Origin of the sequence: Brevundimonas sp. GW460-12-10-14-LB2 (assembly GCF_001636925.1) — a bacterium.
Taxonomy (GTDB): domain Bacteria; phylum Pseudomonadota; class Alphaproteobacteria; order Caulobacterales; family Caulobacteraceae; genus Brevundimonas; species Brevundimonas vesicularis.
Map to the genome: position 1 here is coordinate 1,708,975 of NZ_CP015511.1, position 14,573 is coordinate 1,723,547.

General features: G+C 66.0%; 14 protein-coding genes. 7 read left to right on the plus strand and 7 right to left on the minus strand.

What is annotated here, in order from left to right:
- Nucleotides 1–15: 15 nt before the first annotated feature.
- The 3 genes from gltX to A4249_RS08535 form a co-directional block, all read right to left on the minus strand.
- Complete coding sequence (gene gltX / locus A4249_RS08525; protein WP_066551960.1) at nucleotides 16–1,350, minus strand: glutamate--tRNA ligase; 1,335 nt, start codon at nucleotides 1,348–1,350, stop codon at nucleotides 16–18.
- 76 nt (nucleotides 1,351–1,426) lie between these two features.
- Nucleotides 1,427–1,861 carry an RNA polymerase-binding protein DksA gene (dksA, locus tag A4249_RS08530; RefSeq protein ID WP_017504616.1) on the minus strand — a complete coding sequence of 145 codons (435 nt, stop codon included), beginning with the start codon at nucleotides 1,859–1,861 and terminating at the stop codon, nucleotides 1,427–1,429.
- Between the two features lie 179 nt (nucleotides 1,862–2,040).
- Complete coding sequence (locus A4249_RS08535; protein WP_066551962.1) at nucleotides 2,041–2,466, minus strand: flagellar assembly protein FliX; 426 nt, start codon at nucleotides 2,464–2,466, stop codon at nucleotides 2,041–2,043.
- Between the two features lie 183 nt (nucleotides 2,467–2,649).
- On the opposite strand from A4249_RS08535, the gene A4249_RS08540 reads away from it, so the two are divergent.
- The 4 genes from A4249_RS08540 (at nucleotide 2,650) to A4249_RS08555 (ending at nucleotide 6,178) form a co-directional block, all read left to right on the plus strand.
- Entirely contained in the window at nucleotides 2,650–3,771 is a 1,122-nt protein-coding gene (locus tag A4249_RS08540) for a flagellar basal body P-ring protein FlgI (RefSeq protein ID WP_091747795.1), read from the plus strand.
- 2 nt (nucleotides 3,772–3,773) lie between these two features.
- The gene (locus tag A4249_RS08545) at nucleotides 3,774–4,076 is read left to right on the plus strand and encodes a rod-binding protein (RefSeq protein ID WP_066551966.1); all 303 of its coding nucleotides are present in this window, start codon (nucleotides 3,774–3,776) and stop codon (nucleotides 4,074–4,076) included.
- Nucleotides 4,073–4,510, plus strand: coding sequence for a flagellar basal-body protein FlbY (locus tag A4249_RS08550; protein WP_066551967.1), 438 nt, complete (start codon nucleotides 4,073–4,075; stop codon nucleotides 4,508–4,510). Before A4249_RS08545 ends, A4249_RS08550 begins: the two co-directional genes overlap by 4 nt.
- A 90-nt stretch (nucleotides 4,511–4,600) precedes the next feature.
- Nucleotides 4,601–6,178, plus strand: coding sequence for an EAL domain-containing protein (locus A4249_RS08555; RefSeq protein ID WP_066551969.1), 1,578 nt, complete (start codon nucleotides 4,601–4,603; stop codon nucleotides 6,176–6,178).
- 6 nt (nucleotides 6,179–6,184) lie between these two features.
- Here the strand turns inward: A4249_RS08555 and A4249_RS08560 are convergent, their stop codons facing one another.
- Nucleotides 6,185–7,795 (minus strand): ABC-F family ATP-binding cassette domain-containing protein, encoded by a 1,611-nt coding sequence (locus A4249_RS08560; protein ID WP_066551972.1) that lies wholly within the window; start codon nucleotides 7,793–7,795, stop codon nucleotides 6,185–6,187.
- Between the two features lie 175 nt (nucleotides 7,796–7,970).
- On the opposite strand from A4249_RS08560, the gene A4249_RS08565 reads away from it, so the two are divergent.
- The 3 genes from A4249_RS08565 (at nucleotide 7,971) to uvrA (ending at nucleotide 11,981) form a co-directional block, all read left to right on the plus strand.
- Nucleotides 7,971–8,405 carry a hypothetical protein gene (locus tag A4249_RS08565; protein ID WP_066551975.1) on the plus strand — a complete coding sequence of 145 codons (435 nt, stop codon included), beginning with the start codon at nucleotides 7,971–7,973 and terminating at the stop codon, nucleotides 8,403–8,405.
- Nucleotides 8,406–8,430: 25 nt separating this feature from the next.
- Nucleotides 8,431–8,925 (plus strand): group III truncated hemoglobin, encoded by a 495-nt coding sequence (locus tag A4249_RS08570; protein ID WP_156494679.1) that lies wholly within the window; start codon nucleotides 8,431–8,433, stop codon nucleotides 8,923–8,925.
- 110 nt (nucleotides 8,926–9,035) lie between these two features.
- Nucleotides 9,036–11,981, plus strand: a complete 2,946-nt coding sequence (uvrA, locus tag A4249_RS08575) for an excinuclease ABC subunit UvrA (RefSeq protein WP_066551976.1) — start codon at nucleotides 9,036–9,038, stop codon at nucleotides 11,979–11,981.
- 3 nt (nucleotides 11,982–11,984) lie between these two features.
- Here uvrA and A4249_RS08580 read toward each other — a convergent pair whose 3' ends face one another.
- From A4249_RS08580 to A4249_RS08590, 3 genes are all read right to left on the minus strand, one after another.
- Nucleotides 11,985–12,887, minus strand: coding sequence for a hypothetical protein (locus A4249_RS08580; RefSeq protein WP_066551977.1), 903 nt, complete (start codon nucleotides 12,885–12,887; stop codon nucleotides 11,985–11,987).
- 94 nt (nucleotides 12,888–12,981) lie between these two features.
- Nucleotides 12,982–13,632, minus strand: a complete 651-nt coding sequence (locus tag A4249_RS08585) for an ABC-type transport auxiliary lipoprotein family protein (protein WP_066551978.1) — start codon at nucleotides 13,630–13,632, stop codon at nucleotides 12,982–12,984.
- A complete protein-coding gene (locus tag A4249_RS08590; protein ID WP_039246448.1) occupies nucleotides 13,629–14,567 on the minus strand; it encodes an MlaD family protein in 939 nt (312 codons plus the stop codon). Before A4249_RS08590 ends, A4249_RS08585 begins: the two co-directional genes overlap by 4 nt.
- Between the last annotated feature and the right edge of the window lie 6 nt (nucleotides 14,568–14,573).

Genomic DNA, 14,573 nt, shown 5'->3' on the forward strand with positions numbered 1-14,573 from the left:
AATGCGTGAGGCGGCTTAGGCCGCCTCACCTCTCAGACGCCGCTGGATGGTTTCGCGACCGATCAGCGGCGCCATGGCCGCCATGTCCGGCCCGTGCTGCTGCCCCGTCAGCGCCAGACGCAGCGGCATGAACAGCGCCTTGCCCTTGGCGCCCGTCTCGGCCTTGACGGCCGAGGTCCACGCCGACCACGCGTTCTCGTCGATCACTTCCGGCAGCAGACGCAGCGCCGTTTCAATGAAGGTCGCATCTTCGATCACCGGTTGGATCGGACCACGGACGATCTGCGCCATGTCCGCGACGTCGGCGAACTTTGTCAGATTGCCCCGCACCGTATTCCAGAAGGCTTCGCCGAGATCGGCGCCGAGAGCCTGAAGACGCGGCTGCGCCGTCTCATAGTCCATGACGTGCAGCGCTTGGGCGTTAAGCCGGTCCAGATCCGCCGTATCGTAACGCGCCGGCGAACGGCCCATCTTGGAGAAGGCGAAGCTCTGACCCAGAGCCTCGACCGAGGCGCCGACTTCCAGCGGATCAGACGTCCCGATCCGGCCGAGGTGGCTGGTGATTGCGATCGGCTCATAGCCTTGGTCGCGCATGTCGCTGATCGACAGCGATCCCAGACGCTTGGACAGGGCCGCGCCGTCGGCGCCGACCAGCAACGGCATGTGGGCGAACCCCGGAACCGTCGCGCCCAGAGCTTCGAAGATTTCGATCTGCGCGCCAGTGTTGGTGACGTGATCCTCGCCCCGGATGATGTGGGTGATGCCCATGTCGATGTCGTCGATCACCGACGGCAGGGTGTAGAGGAACAGGCCGTCCTCGCGGATCAGCACCGGGTCCGACATCGAGGCGGTGTCCACCTCCGCATGACCGCGCGCCAGGTCTTCCCAGGCGACGCGCTTGCCGTCTAGCTTGAAGCGCCAATGGGGGCGGCGCCCTTCGGCTTCGTAAGCGGCCTTCTGCTCTTCGGTCAGTTCCAGCGCCGCGCGGTCATAGATCGGCGGCAGGCCGCGCGACAGTTGCACCTTGCGCCGACGGTCGAGCTCGTCGGCGGTTTCATAGGCGGGATAAAGCCGCCCCGACGCCTTCAAACTGGCGGCCGCTTCTTCGTAGCGATCGAACCGCTTGGACTGATTGTAGCGCTCGTCCCACGGCATCCCCAGCCAGGTCAGGTCGTCTTCGATCCCCTGTTCGAACTCGGGCGTGGAGCGCGCCAGGTCGGTGTCGTCGATGCGCAGAACGAACGATCCGCCCTGCCCCTTGGCGAACATCCAATTCACCAAAGCGGTACGGACATTGCCGACGTGCAGCTTACCCGTGGGCGACGGGGCGAAACGAACCTTGACGGACATGGGTAGACGACCTCGAAAGCGAGGCGGCTAGGTCGCCCCGCAACCCGGCGAAGTCAAGGCGCGGAAGGCTTAAACCTCAGTCGTCGCGGTGAACGCGTTCGCGGCGTTCGTGGCGTTCCTGGGCTTCGACCGACAGGGTCGCCGTCGGACGGGCTTCCAGACGACCCAGGCTGATGGGTTCGCCCGTGTCCTCGCAGTAGCCGTAGGAGCCGTCCTCGATCCGGCGCAGCGCGTCGTCGATCTTGGAGATCAACTTGCGTTGGCGGTCGCGGGTGCGCAACTCCAGCGCGCGATCGGATTCCGAAGACGCCCGGTCCACCAGATCGGGGTGGTTTTCGGTCTCGGCCTTCAGATTGACGACCGTGCCCTTGGACTCGCGAAGGATCTCATCCTTCCAGGCCAGCAGCTTCTTCTTGAAATAGGCTTGCTGCCGTTCGTTCATGAACGGCTCGCTGTCAGACGGCCGATACGGGCCGGTTTCGTCGGACACAACGGACGCCAAGGCGCTCATCGATCTCACGCTCTCTAACACGCCCCCCTGTGGCGTAGATGGCCGTATAATCAGCCCGTCGAGTCGCGGCAACGCGGTTCTCGATTCCGTGATGAAAATAGGGCGACTAACCGCCTGACAGTGGCAAAAGTCACTCACTGCCAAAGCTTAGCCGCCTGATGTCAGACGATTATTTCGTATCAGGGGCGGTTGCGGCGCATTTCCGCCTTCGCCAGTTCGACTGAGGCGCGCAGGTCGATCTGATCCAGCAAGGCGCCCAGGTCCTTGTCGTCGTCGGCGGCGCGCTCCTCGCGCAGGCTCCGCGCCAGACGATCCAGAGCCCCCTCGTCGGCGTCGCCGTTCAGCAGGGCCAGCTTGATTTCGTCAAGGCGGTCCAGAAGACCGCTGCCGCGCCGGATCGCGCGACGTCGCTTTTCCAGCGGCCCCTCGACCCCTTGAAGGGCCATCAAGGCCGAGACGTCAGAAACCCCGCCCGTCGCTGCGCTGGCGGTCGTTGCAGCAGGCGCAGGGGTAGCCGCAGTCTGCCCTAGTGAGAAGCCGCTGGCGGATCGCGTAGGACGTGTGCTGGCAGGCGTGCTGACGCCGTTGGGGCCGACAACCTTCATGTGCAGGTGCTCCGCGTCATGAAACCATGGATGACGGCCGGCGATGACTGTTTGGTTAACGCCCCGGCAAATCCTGCCGCTTCTCTGACCGTCAAAGGCCGACCGACATTGAATTCACGTCGTTAATTCTCCGGCACGATCCTCGCACTGATGACGGCGTAACGTTGCGTGGACGCCTGACCGATGCAAAATCTGCTTGCCCGCCTGATCGCCTCCGTCGCCGCGACGCTCGTCGTCGCCGGCGGCGCGACCTCGGCGTTGGCCCAGTCGCAGTCGCGCATCAAGGACATCGCCGCCGTCGAGGGCGTGCGCGGCAACCAGTTGGTCGGCTACGGCATGGTCATGGGGCTGAACGGCACGGGCGATTCCTTACGAAATTGCCCCTTCACCCGCCAATCGCTGGAAGGCATGACCGAGCGGCTGGGCGTCAACATTCGCGGGGCCAACGCCAACACCAAGAATATGGCCGCCGTCATGGTCACGGCCGACCTGCCCGCATTCGCCACGCCCGGCTCGCGCATCGACGTGTCGGTCGCCTCCATGTGCGACGCCAAGAGCTTGCTGGGCGGTTCGCTGGTTGTCACCAGCCTGCAAGGCGCGGACGGTCAGGTCTATGCGGTGGCGCAAGGCTCGGTCCAGACCGGCGCCGTCTCGGCGTCTGGCGGTTCAGGGTCGTCGGTGACGCGCGGCGTGCCGACTGCGGGCCGCATCGCTTCGGGCGCCTTGGTCGAGCGCGAGACCGGCTTCCAGATGGCCAATATGAACGAGGTGCGCCTGAACCTGCGCAACCCCGACTTCACCACCGCCCAGCGCGTCGCCGCCGTCGTCAACGCCGCCTATCCGGGGTCGGCTTTGGCCGAGAACGGTACGGTCGTCGCCCTGCGCGCGCCTGGTGAACTGGGCATGGCGGGCTTCATCAGCCGGATCGAGAACCTGGCCGTCAGCGTCGATACCCCCGCCAAGGTCATTATCGACGAGGTCAACGGCGTCATCGTCATGGGCGACGCCGTGCGCATCTCTCGCGTCGCCATCGCCCAAGGCAACCTGACCATATCGGTGGACGAACAGCCGCAGGTTAGTCAGCCGGCGCCCTTCAGCCGGGGCCAGACCGCCGTCGTGCCCTCGACCCAGGTGAACGTCGAAGAGGATCTGGGCACCCAGATGCGGCTGGTCGGCGGCGGGGCCAACCTGTCCACCCTGGTCAACGGCCTGAATGCCCTGGGCGTCAGCCCGCGCGACATGATCAGCATCCTGCAGGCCATCAAGGCCGCCGGCGCCCTGCAGGCCGACATCGAGGTGATGTGAGCATGACCGACCTGACCGTCTCCGCCGATCTGCTGCGCCCTGCGGCGGCCGCGCCCACGGCCGTGAACCGTGACAAAATCGCGGAAACCGCCAAGGCCTTCGAGGCCACCTTCATCTCGCAAATGCTGAAGCCGATGTTCGAAGGTCTGTCGACCGATGGCCTGTTCGGCGGCGGCCAGGGCGAGGCGACGTGGCGCAGCTTCATGCTGGACGAAATGGCCAAGTCCACGGTCAAGGCGGGCGGCATCGGCCTGAGTAATACCGTCATGGCCGAAATGCTGAAGATGCAGGAGGGCCGGCCATGAGCGACACCGAACTGGCCCAGGCGCGGGTTCGTCAGTTGACGACCTTGACCTTGCGCCTGACCGAGCGGCTGAAGGCCGAAACAGCCGCCTTCGCCGATGGCCGTCCTCAGGATGTGGCGGCCGGTCTGTCGGAAACGCAGGAGATGGCCAATCTCTACCGGCGCGATTCCGCCCATGTGAAGGCCAATCCGGCGCTGCTGAGCGGCGCTCCGCTCGAAGACCGCAGGACACTGGTCGACGCCACGCGTGAGTTCGACGCCGTCCTGACTCGTCACAGCCGCGCAGTCGACGCCGCGCGTCAGATTTCCGAGGGTCTGGTCCGCGCCATCGCGGCGGAGGTCACCGCTGCTCGCACACCCGCCTCCGCCTATGCCGCCGACGGCCGCGCCTCGCTGGGCGACGGACGCGCTGTCGCCCTGAACCGAACGGCCTGAACGGGACACCTCTTCGCCGTTCGCCGATCACGGTTCGCGTCCTAAGGGTCATTGCCTATTTTTTAAGCGACTGCGTGCCAGCATGGCCTCATGACGCTGACCACTCGCCTCCTAGGCCTGGCCTTCGCTTCCGCCGACACCCTGGTGGAGGTGGATCCGAAAGGCGTGGTCGCCTTTGCGATCGGCGCGGGCGCCGTGGCGGGCGAAGACGCAGGCGCGACCTGGACGGGCCGTCCCCTGCTCGATCTGCTGCACGACGGCGCCTCTACCCTGACCGCCCTGCAAGGCATGAAGGCCGGCGTGCGTATTCCCGCGACGTCGATCCTTGTGGCGGCCGGTCCCGACCGTGTGCGCCGTGCCTCGTTCCGCGCCTTTGTCCTGCCGCAGATGGCGCCGGCCGTCTCCTGCGCCATATCCTACGAAGGCCCGGCATTCGCGCTGGAGGATCTGGAAACACGCCCGCTTCTGGAACCCGAGGATTTCCTGGCCGACGCCGGGCGTGTGCTGGAGTCCAATCCCGACCTGGCCCTGTCCTTCCTCGACATCACCGGGTTGGAGAACGTCACCGGCGAAGCCGCCGACCGTCTGAACCGCCGCATCGAGGCCACGCTTCAGTCCGCCGCCGTCGAAGGGTCGAGCGCGTCGCAGGTCACCGGCGTCCGCTTCGCCCTGCTGCGCCCGGCCAACGACCGTCGCGACATCGCCGCCGAAATCGTCGAGGCCGGTCGCGCCGAAGGCCTGTCGCTGGGTGCGGAGGCGTTCAGCTCGCCCGTGCCGCCCGGATCGGATTCCCTGTGCGTCCTCCGCGCCATGCGGTTCGCCATCGAAGGCTGCCTGAAGGGCGACGGCCTCGCCAATCCACAGATCGCCTTTGCCGACTCGCTGAAGCGCACCTTCCGCGACGCCGAGACCTTCCGCAGCCTGGTCAAATCGCGCGAGTTCCAGGTCCACTATCAGCCCATCGTCCATCTGGACTCCCGAGCGGTCCATCACTTCGAGGCCCTGACCCGGTTCAGCGGCAACAACGGTCCCGCCGAGGCCATTCGCATGGCCGAAGAGCTGGACATGATCGAGTCGTTCGATCTCGCCGTGGCGGAGAAGGTCCTGAAGCGGATGCGCCAGCCCGGCGCCGGCCTGCTGAAGATGGCGATCAATGTCTCGGGCGCCTCCTTGGGGGACGACACCTACGTCGAACAGCTGCTGCGCATGACCGCCGGCGCGCCCGAGGAACGCCGTCGCCTGATGGTCGAGGTGACCGAAACCTCCGCCGTCGCAGACATCGAAGCCGCCGACCGTCGCCTTGCCGCGCTGCGCGAAGCCGGCATCAAGGTCTGCATCGACGATTTCGGCGCTGGAGCCGCCGCCTTCGACTATCTGCGCAAACTGTCGGTGGACTCGGTCAAAATCGACGGGGCCATCGTGCGCGACATCCAGACCGACCAACGCTCCAAGGCCATGCTGCACAGCATCGTCGAACTGTGCCGTTCGATGAGGCTGGAAACCATCGCCGAGATGATCGAGACCGACGGTGTCGCATCCGAGCTCAAGGCGGCGGGCGTCGAATACGGCCAAGGCTGGCTGTTCGGCCGGGCCGAAGCCGAGCCGCGCACCCAACTGTCCAGCCCGTCGATGGTCCGTCGCAAGGGCGCCGTCGAGGCCTGGGGCTGACCGAGTTCAGAGTTTGATCGTGCGCGTGATCTTCAGCGTCGCAAGGAAATCCACGTCGTGGCTCACCAAGATCAACGCGCCGTCATAGGCGTTCAGCGCCTCTTCGACCGCCGCGATGGCGTCCAGGTCGAGATGGTTGGTCGGCTCGTCCAACACCAGCAACTGCGGCGGCGTCGCGCCTGTCATGACGCAGGCCAGACCCGTCCTCAGCCGCTCCCCGCCTGACAGGTCGCCGACGTGGCGCTGCGCCGCCGTATTGCGAAACAGAAACCGCGCCAGCGCTGCCTGGGCGTCATTGACCGACCCTTTAGGGTTCAACCGCCGCCACGCTTCCACCAAGGTTTCGTCCGGGTGCAGGATCTTGACCTCTTGGTCCAGCAACACCGCACGCACAGGCCGATCGACGGCGCCCGTGGTCGGTGAAAGATCGCCGGTGATCAGCCGCAGCAGGGTCGTCTTGCCCGCGCCGTTCGGTCCCGTGATCGCGACCCGTTCCGGCCCGACCAGGTTCAGGTCGACCGGCCCGACGATCGTCCGCCCCTCGGGTGTCGCCCAGCCGGCCTGGTCCATCGTCAGCACCGTCCGTCCCGTTGGCAGGCCGGTCGTCGGCATCGGGATCGCCAGCGTCCGCGTTCGCTCTACGCGCGCCTGGGCTGAGGCCAAGGCGTCCTTCGCGGCCGCGGCCTGACATTCGGCCAGCAAGCCGCCGCGCCCGCCCGTGTTTTCAGCGCGCTCGGCCCGGGCGCCCAGCAGGATTTTCGGCATGTCGCCCTTGGCGGCCTTGCGACGGCCGGCGGCGTCGCGGCGCGACTGGGCCTCCGCGCGCTGCTGAGCCTCGGCGCCAGTACGCGCGAGTTCGCGCTTGGCTTCGGCCAGATCCCGCGTCGCCGCCTCGCCCTCCAGCGCCTTTCGCTCGACATAGGCGTCATAGCCGCCGCCGTAGCTGGCGACACCCAAGCTCGACACTTCAAGAATTCGGTCCATGCGGCGCAACAGGTTGCGATCATGGCTGACCACCACGACCCCGCCGTCCCAACGCGCGATGACATCGGCGACCAGCGCCCGCGCCTGCGCATCCAGATGATTGGTCGGCTCGTCCAGCAGGATCAGATCGGGCTGGGCCAGCTTCAAACCCGCCAGCCGCAACCGCGTCTGCTCGCCCCCGCTGAGACTGCACGTCAGGCGTTCGTGGTCCAGGTCAGGCAGCCCGATCTCTCGCAAGGCCTCGTCAAGACGAGTCTCCAGCGTCCAGTCAGCCTCGGCCAGATCGTCAGCCGTTCCCTGCCCCGCCAAAACCCGCGCCACAACAGCCAGCGCAGATTCTACACCGAGGGTTCGCGCGACGGTTTCGTCTGGCGCCGGCTCATAACGCTGATCCAGCACGCCGATCGTTCCAGCTCGGGCGACAGCCCCCTCAGCCGGCGCGGCTTCGCCCGAAATCAGACGCAACAGCGTGCTCTTGCCCGCGCCGTTTCGACCGACGACGCCGGTGCGCTCAGGCCCGAACGTCAGGCTCAGATTGTCGAAAAGGGTGGCGCCGTCCGGCGTCCTAGCGGCGACCTTGTCGAGTGTCGCGAGTGCGGACGGGGACGGGTTTCGGCTTGGGCTGATTGGCATTGAGGATCACGAGCAGCATGGCGGACAGGGCGGAACCGGTGGCCAATGCGATGATCATGATCGTCAAACCTTCTGCAAAACGCGTCAGAACAAGGAGGATGGGTCGTAATCCCGCAATGCGCAAGTCTGGCGTCGAACACGGCCGCGTGAGAAGCTTGGCGTTGAGGAGACAACCATGAAGACCGTCATCACCCTCGCCATCGTCTCCACACTGGCTTGCGCCGCATGCGCGACTGCGCCGGACCGGCCGCCGTCAGCCCCGGATTACAGCGCCGTTGCGACCCAGGCGCCGACGCCCAACGCACGGCTCTTTGCCGCCTGCCTGGAGCAGGCTGCCGCAGCCGACGCCTATCGTCGCGCGGACAACGGGGACGGCGCAGAATATATCCTGTTTACCTGCACGGGTGCGCCGGCCGCCGCCTTCGCCGTGGCCCTGATTCCGTGGAGCGAGAAGATCGGATCGACCTTCCAGCGTGACGGCCGTATCTTCCGCTCGACCGCAAAGGTCGAGGCCGACCTGTTCGGCGTCGATTTCTGCTCGACCGATGCGACGGGTGGGGACGCCATCTGCATCCTGTCGTTCAACGCCGGCGACTTCCTCGACCAATAGGATTGCGGCGGCTAGACCAGCCGTCATGCAAACCCGTCTCCGCATCGAAGACCCCGCCGGCGCCGCCGCGCGGCGCGAGGCCGCCGTCCAGCGCCTGCGGGACGAAACGGGCATTGACGAAGCCGTGATCGACGCGTTCGTCGAAGGCTTCTACGCCCGCGTCCGCGACGACGCCCTGATCGGCCCGATTTTCGCGGACCGGATCATCGACTGGGCGCCGCATCTGGCGCAGATGAAGCTGTTCTGGTCGTCCGTCGCCCTGTCCACGGGCGTCTATCAGGGCCGGCCGATGCCGAAACACCTGCCCCTTCCCATTGATGCGCGGCATTTCGATCGCTGGCTGGAGCTGTTCGCCGAAACCGCGCGCACCCTGTGTCCGCCCATCGCCGCCGACCACTTCATTGAACGCGCCCGCCGCATCGCTGAAAGCCTGGAACTGGGCGTCGCCAACGCCAGCGGCGTGCTTCTGGCCAAGGGCGGGCGTTTCGTGCGCCCCACGCAATCGTGGACGCCCAAATGATGCGTCAGCCGCAATGTTCCTACATTGTTCTTGCTTCAATCACGCAATTCGTCCCCATATAGCGATGTCGCGCCGGACCCGCCGGCCCTCCTCCGCGTTCTCCGGACAGCATGACCGAAAAGCACAACTTCATCCGCGTTCGCGGCGCCCGTGAGCATAATCTCAAGGGCGTGGATCTCGACATACCGCGTGAACAGCTGGTGGTGATGACCGGCCTGTCGGGGTCGGGCAAATCGTCGCTCGCGTTCGACACCATCTATGCCGAGGGCCAACGCCGCTATGTCGAGAGCCTGTCGGCCTACGCGCGCCAGTTTCTGGAGCTGATGGGCAAGCCTGACGTGGATCTGATCGAAGGCCTGTCCCCGGCCATCTCGATCGAGCAGAAGACAACGTCCAAGAACCCGCGGTCGACCGTCGGCACGGTGACGGAAATCCACGACTATATGCGTCTGCTGTGGGCGCGCGTCGGCGTGCCCTATTCGCCTGCGACCGGCCTGCCCATCGAGAGCCAGACCGTCAGCCAGATGGTCGACAAACTGGTCGCCCTGCCCGATGGCGAGCGCATCCTACTGCTCGCCCCCGTCGTTCGCGGCCGCAAGGGCGAGTACAAAAAAGAGATCGCCGAGTGGCAGCGTCAGGGCTTCCAGCGCCTGAAGATCGACGGCCAGTTCTACCCGATCGACGAAGCGCCCACCCTGGACAAGAAGTTCAAGCACGACATCGACATCGTCGTGGACCGGATCGTTACCAAACCGGATCAGGAAGCGCGCTACGCCGACAGTCTACAGACGGCGCTGGGTCTGGCCGACGGCATCGCCAACGCCGAATGGGCCTCGACCGCCGAGGGCGAGACGGCGCCCCGCTCCATCCTGTTTTCCGAACGGTTCGCGTGCCCGGTGTCGGGCTTCACGATCAGCGAGATCGAACCGCGACTATTCTCGTTCAACAACCCCTTCGGCGCCTGCCCGGTCTGCGACGGCCTGGGGGTCAAGCTGGCCTTTGATGCCGATCTGGTAATCCCGGACCGCGACAAGACCCTGCACAAGGGCGCCGTGGCGCCGTGGGCGCGTGGGCCGTCGCCGCTCTACACGCAGACGCTGCAGTCGCTGAGCCTCCACTACGGCTTCTCGATGGACAAGCCGTGGCGCGACCTGCCCGCCCAGGCGCACAAGGCCATTCTTCATGGCACGGGGTCCGAGAAGATCAAGTTCGTCTATGACGACAACGCCCGCAAATACGAGGTCTCCAAGCCGTTCGAGGGCGTGCTGCCAAACCTGGAGCGCCGCTGGCGCGAGACCGACAGCGCCTGGGTGCGCGAGGAACTGGCTCGCTATCAGTCCGAGACGCCCTGCGACGCGTGTCACGGCAAGCGGCTGAAGCCCGAGGCCTTGGCCGTCAAGGTCGGCGGCGAGGACATCGCCGACATCTCCACCCTGTCGATCTCCAAGGCCTATCTGTGGTTCTCGACGCTGGAAGAGAACCTGACCGAAAAGCAGATGGAGATCGCCCGGCGCATCTTGAAGGAAATCTGCGACCGTCTGCGGTTCCTTAACAACGTCGGCCTGGACTATCTGAACCTGTCGCGATCCTCAGGCACCCTGTCGGGCGGCGAGAGCCAGCGCATTCGCCTGGCGTCGCAGATCGGCTCGGGCCTGACCGGCGTCCTCTATGTGCTGGACGAGCCGTCCATCGGCCTGCACCAGCGCGACAACACGCGCCTGCTGGAAAGCCTGAAGGGCCTGCGCGATCTCGGCAACTCGGTCCTCGTGGTCGAGCATGACGAAGAAGCCATCCTGACCGCGGACTACGTCATCGACATGGGCCCGGCCGCCGGGGTTCATGGGGGACAGGTGTGCGCCGAGGGCACGCCGGCCCAGGTCATGGCCAATCCCAAGTCCCTGACCGGCAAATACCTGACCGGCGAGCGCGAGATCGAAATCCCCGCCGAGGGTCGCCGCCCCATCAACCGCAAGCGGATGCTGAAGATCAGCGGCGCCAGCGGCAACAATCTGAAGAGCGTCACTGGCGAAATTCCGGTCGGCGTCTTCACCTGCATCACCGGCGTCTCGGGCGGCGGCAAGTCCACCTTCACCATCGAGACCCTGTACAAGGCCGCCGCGCGTCGCCTGAACAATGCATCGGAGGCCCCTGCCCCGTTCGACCGGATCGAAGGGCTGGAGCATTTCGACAAGGTCATCGACATCGACCAGTCGCCCATCGGCCGCACCCCGCGCTCGAACCCCGCGACCTATACCGGCGCCTTCGGGCCCATCCGCGACTGGTACGCCGGCCTGCCGGAATCCAAGGCGCGCGGCTATGGCCCCGGCCGGTTCAGCTTCAACGTCAAGGGCGGGCGTTGCGAAGCCTGCCAGGGCGACGGCGTCATCAAGATCGAGATGCACTTCCTGCCGGACGTCTACGTCACCTGCGACGTCTGCAAAGGCAAACGCTACAATCGCGAGACGCTGGAGATCGTGTTCAAGGGCAAGTCCATTTCGGACGTGCTGGACATGACGGTCGAGGAGGCCGCCAGCTTCTTCAAGGCCGTGCCGCCGATCCGCGACAAGATGCTGACGCTTGAACGCGTGGGCCTGGGCTACGTCAAGGTCGGCCAGCCCGCCACCACCCTGTCGGGCGGCGAGGCCCAGCGTGTCAAACTGTCCAAGGAGCTGTCCAAGCGCGCGACGGGCCGCACCCTGTACATCCTTGACGAGCCGACGACCGGCCTGCACTTCGAGGATACGCGCAAGCTGCTCGAGGTGCTGCAGGAACTGGTCGAGGCCGGCAACACCATCGTGGTGATCGAACACAACCTCGATGTCATCAAGGTCGCCGACTATCTGCTCGACTTCGGTCCTGAGGGCGGTGACGGCGGCGGCGAGATCGTTGCGGTCGGCACGCCCGAACAGGTCGCGGACAACAAGGCCAGTTGGACCGGCAAATACCTCAAGGAGGTGCTGGATCGGCACGAGGACCGCCGCAAGGCGCGCGTGGCGGCCTTGGGCGGGTCTGTCGATGCCCCGGCAAGGAAGAAAAGGGTGAAGGCGTCGGCCTGATTGTCAGGAAAAGACGTCCGTCGGCTGACCGCCTCGAAGCCCATTCCAGGCCGCTGCGAACGGGGCATACAGGACCGCGAGTTGCAGCGCGGCCAGGAAGGCGTTGACGATCGACGACACCAGGATCGCAGGCCAGGCCTGCATCAGGATCTGACCCAGTCCCTCGCCGTCGAAGCGCGCCAGCGTCTGGATGCCGCCGGTGGCGAGGTCTGCGGCTGCGCCGATGATCATGCCCAGGATGCTGACGATCAGGGACATGATGATGGCGATCACGGCCATGCCCAGCAGCGACCAGAAATGCCCCTTGGTGGCGGCGAACGATTCCACGATGGTGATCTTGCGGCGATCGATCGTCATCGGCACCGCGAGGCTGAACTTGATCGCCAGCCAGACGATCAAGGCGAAGACGGCGAAGATCAGGAGCACGCCGGCCAAAATCAGCAGCGCCTGACCCGACGCGGCGCCGAAACCGATGGCCGCGCCGACCACCATCATGCCGACGCCCGACGCCAAGCCGACAGCCAAGCTGACGATCAGACTGACCGCCAGAACACGGACCTCATCCATACCGAGGCGCAGATAGCCCCACGACGACTCGTCCGGCCGCAAGACGGAGCGCGCCACCGCCCCGCTCAGCACCGCGCCGACCAGCAGGCCGATGGGCGCGGCCCAGATCAGGGCTCCGGCATAGGTCTGGCCTAGGGCCTGAAACTCCGCCATCGACGGGTTGGCCGACTGTTCCAGCGCTTCGCCGGCCGCCATCAGACTGGCCCACTTGTCTGCGCCCAGGCCGAACATGGCGACATAGACGGCCAGATAGACGAGGCCCCAGGCGACCGCGACGATCGGATGCCGGCGAACGACCCGGAAGCCTTCGAAGGCCGCGTCGGTGGCGGAAAAACTCATGACAACTCCGGGAGCAGATTCGCAGCGCACCCTAGCGCATACGCAAGCCTACGTCCCGCACCGCCGCCATCGCGGCATCATGCGTTCGATCGCGTCAGTTCGCGGAGGCGATCGTCCAGTCCGCGATCTGGGTATTGATGTCGCGCGTCGCCGTGTCGAAGGCTGCAACGATGGCGGACACGCGGTTGTCGCCGGCAGGCTGGGTCACGGTGAACACCCGCTCGACCGAGCGGCCTTCCTCGGGACGAATGGTCCCGCCGCCAGCGCGCCGTTCCGGGGTGGAGCGCAGCTGCGCCCGTGCGGTCACGACGACATCCGGCACAGCGCCCGGCGCGGCGTATCGCGCCTCGAACGTCGTGACCGTGACCTGCAGGATCAGCGGCGGCGTCCCCGGCTCGCGGCGACCCAGCACGCGAATGCGGTCGGCGCGGTTGGCGAAGGCCGCCTTCAGGCTGTCGTCGAACAGGGTCGAGGCCGGCGACACCCAGCGTGCGCCGCCGATATAGGCCGTCTCTAGACCCGTGACGCCCAGGATCTTGTCGTCGCCGGTCGCCTGTGGGAACTCGATGCGGCGGATCGAGACCGTTAGAGGCGCAGGCGTGTCGCCCACCGCCGACGGCGCGGCCATCGGCAGGCCGAACCGATAGTTCTGGACCGGGTCCGGCGACGACAGCAGGGCGCATCCGCTCAGCGCGGTCAGGACAGCGGCGGACGCCGCCAGTCGAAGGACAGGACGAAGGATCACGGCTGCACCTCCAGCTCTTTGGATTTCGGACGACCGATAAAGTCGCGCGGGCTGGCGCGGACGTCGTCGATCAGGGATTGCAGAGACCGGGTGGCGTCTTGCAGCTCTTCAATCGTGCCGGTCAATTGCGGCAGGCTGGTCGTCGCAAAGTCACCCAAAGGACGCTCCAGCCCCGTGATCGAACGGTTGGCCGAGGCGATCGCCGTGCGGGCTTCCGCCGTCGCCGAGTTGATATTGGCGATGGCTTGGCGACCGTCCGTATTGATGATCTGACGCGTGTCGACGGCCAGGGCCTGGTATTCCTTCACCGCCGCGTTGGCGTTGGTCACGGCCTCTTCCAACTGCTGGAAGATGGCCTTGCGGGCTTCCAGTTCAGTCGTCAGCGCTTCGACGTTCTTCACACTGGTGGAGAAGCTGCGGATATTGTCATCGGACATGACGCGGTTGATCCGGTTCAGCGCATCCACGGTCTGGGCCAGAACCGTGCCCGAACCACTCAACAGTTCAGCGATCGGCGACGGCTGGCTTTGCAGCACGGGCACGACATTATCCGGATACTGCTCTTTCAGCAGGGCGCTGTTGGGCGAGCCCGCGGTGATCTGGATGTAGTTCAGGCCGGTGATGCCTTGCGGCTCCAGCTGCGCGCGCGAGGTGACGCGCACCGGCGTCGTGCCGTCCACGCGGACACGGGCGATCACCTGGTCACCGCGCTTGGTGTCGATGTTCAGGTCGGTCACCTCGCCGACGCGGATGCCGTTGAAATGGACCTCGCCGCCTTCCGACAGGCCGTTCACTGGCCCATAGAAGACGATGTCGTACATGTCGTAGTCGCTGTTGAACTGCAGCCGGGCCAGCCAGATGGTGAACACCGCCAGGGCCGCCAGAAGGGCGACGGTGGCGATGCCGACGGCGGCGTAATGTGCGTCTCTTTCCATGATCCG

What these genes read in the sequence shown, in the direction of transcription:
- gltX (WP_066551960.1), bottom strand. Translation starts at nt 1,350, where the DNA reads ATGTCCGTCAAGGTTCGTTTCGCCCCGTCGCCCACGGGTAAGCTGCAC.
- dksA (WP_017504616.1), bottom strand. Translation starts at nt 1,861, where the DNA reads ATGAGCGCCTTGGCGTCCGTTGTGTCCGACGAAACCGGCCCGTATCGG.
- A4249_RS08535 (WP_066551962.1), bottom strand. Translation starts at nt 2,466, where the DNA reads ATGAAGGTTGTCGGCCCCAACGGCGTCAGCACGCCTGCCAGCACACGT.
- A4249_RS08540 (WP_091747795.1), top strand. Translation starts at nt 2,650, where the DNA reads ATGCAAAATCTGCTTGCCCGCCTGATCGCCTCCGTCGCCGCGACGCTC.
- A4249_RS08545 (WP_066551966.1), top strand. Translation starts at nt 3,774, where the DNA reads ATGACCGACCTGACCGTCTCCGCCGATCTGCTGCGCCCTGCGGCGGCC.
- A4249_RS08550 (WP_066551967.1), top strand. Translation starts at nt 4,073, where the DNA reads ATGAGCGACACCGAACTGGCCCAGGCGCGGGTTCGTCAGTTGACGACC.
- A4249_RS08555 (WP_066551969.1), top strand. Translation starts at nt 4,601, where the DNA reads ATGACGCTGACCACTCGCCTCCTAGGCCTGGCCTTCGCTTCCGCCGAC.
- A4249_RS08560 (WP_066551972.1), bottom strand. Translation starts at nt 7,795, where the DNA reads ATGCCAATCAGCCCAAGCCGAAACCCGTCCCCGTCCGCACTCGCGACA.
- A4249_RS08565 (WP_066551975.1), top strand. Translation starts at nt 7,971, where the DNA reads ATGAAGACCGTCATCACCCTCGCCATCGTCTCCACACTGGCTTGCGCC.
- A4249_RS08570 (WP_156494679.1), top strand. Translation starts at nt 8,431, where the DNA reads ATGCAAACCCGTCTCCGCATCGAAGACCCCGCCGGCGCCGCCGCGCGG.
- uvrA (WP_066551976.1), top strand. Translation starts at nt 9,036, where the DNA reads ATGACCGAAAAGCACAACTTCATCCGCGTTCGCGGCGCCCGTGAGCAT.
- A4249_RS08580 (WP_066551977.1), bottom strand. Translation starts at nt 12,887, where the DNA reads ATGAGTTTTTCCGCCACCGACGCGGCCTTCGAAGGCTTCCGGGTCGTT.
- A4249_RS08590 (WP_039246448.1), bottom strand. Translation starts at nt 14,567, where the DNA reads ATGGAAAGAGACGCACATTACGCCGCCGTCGGCATCGCCACCGTCGCC.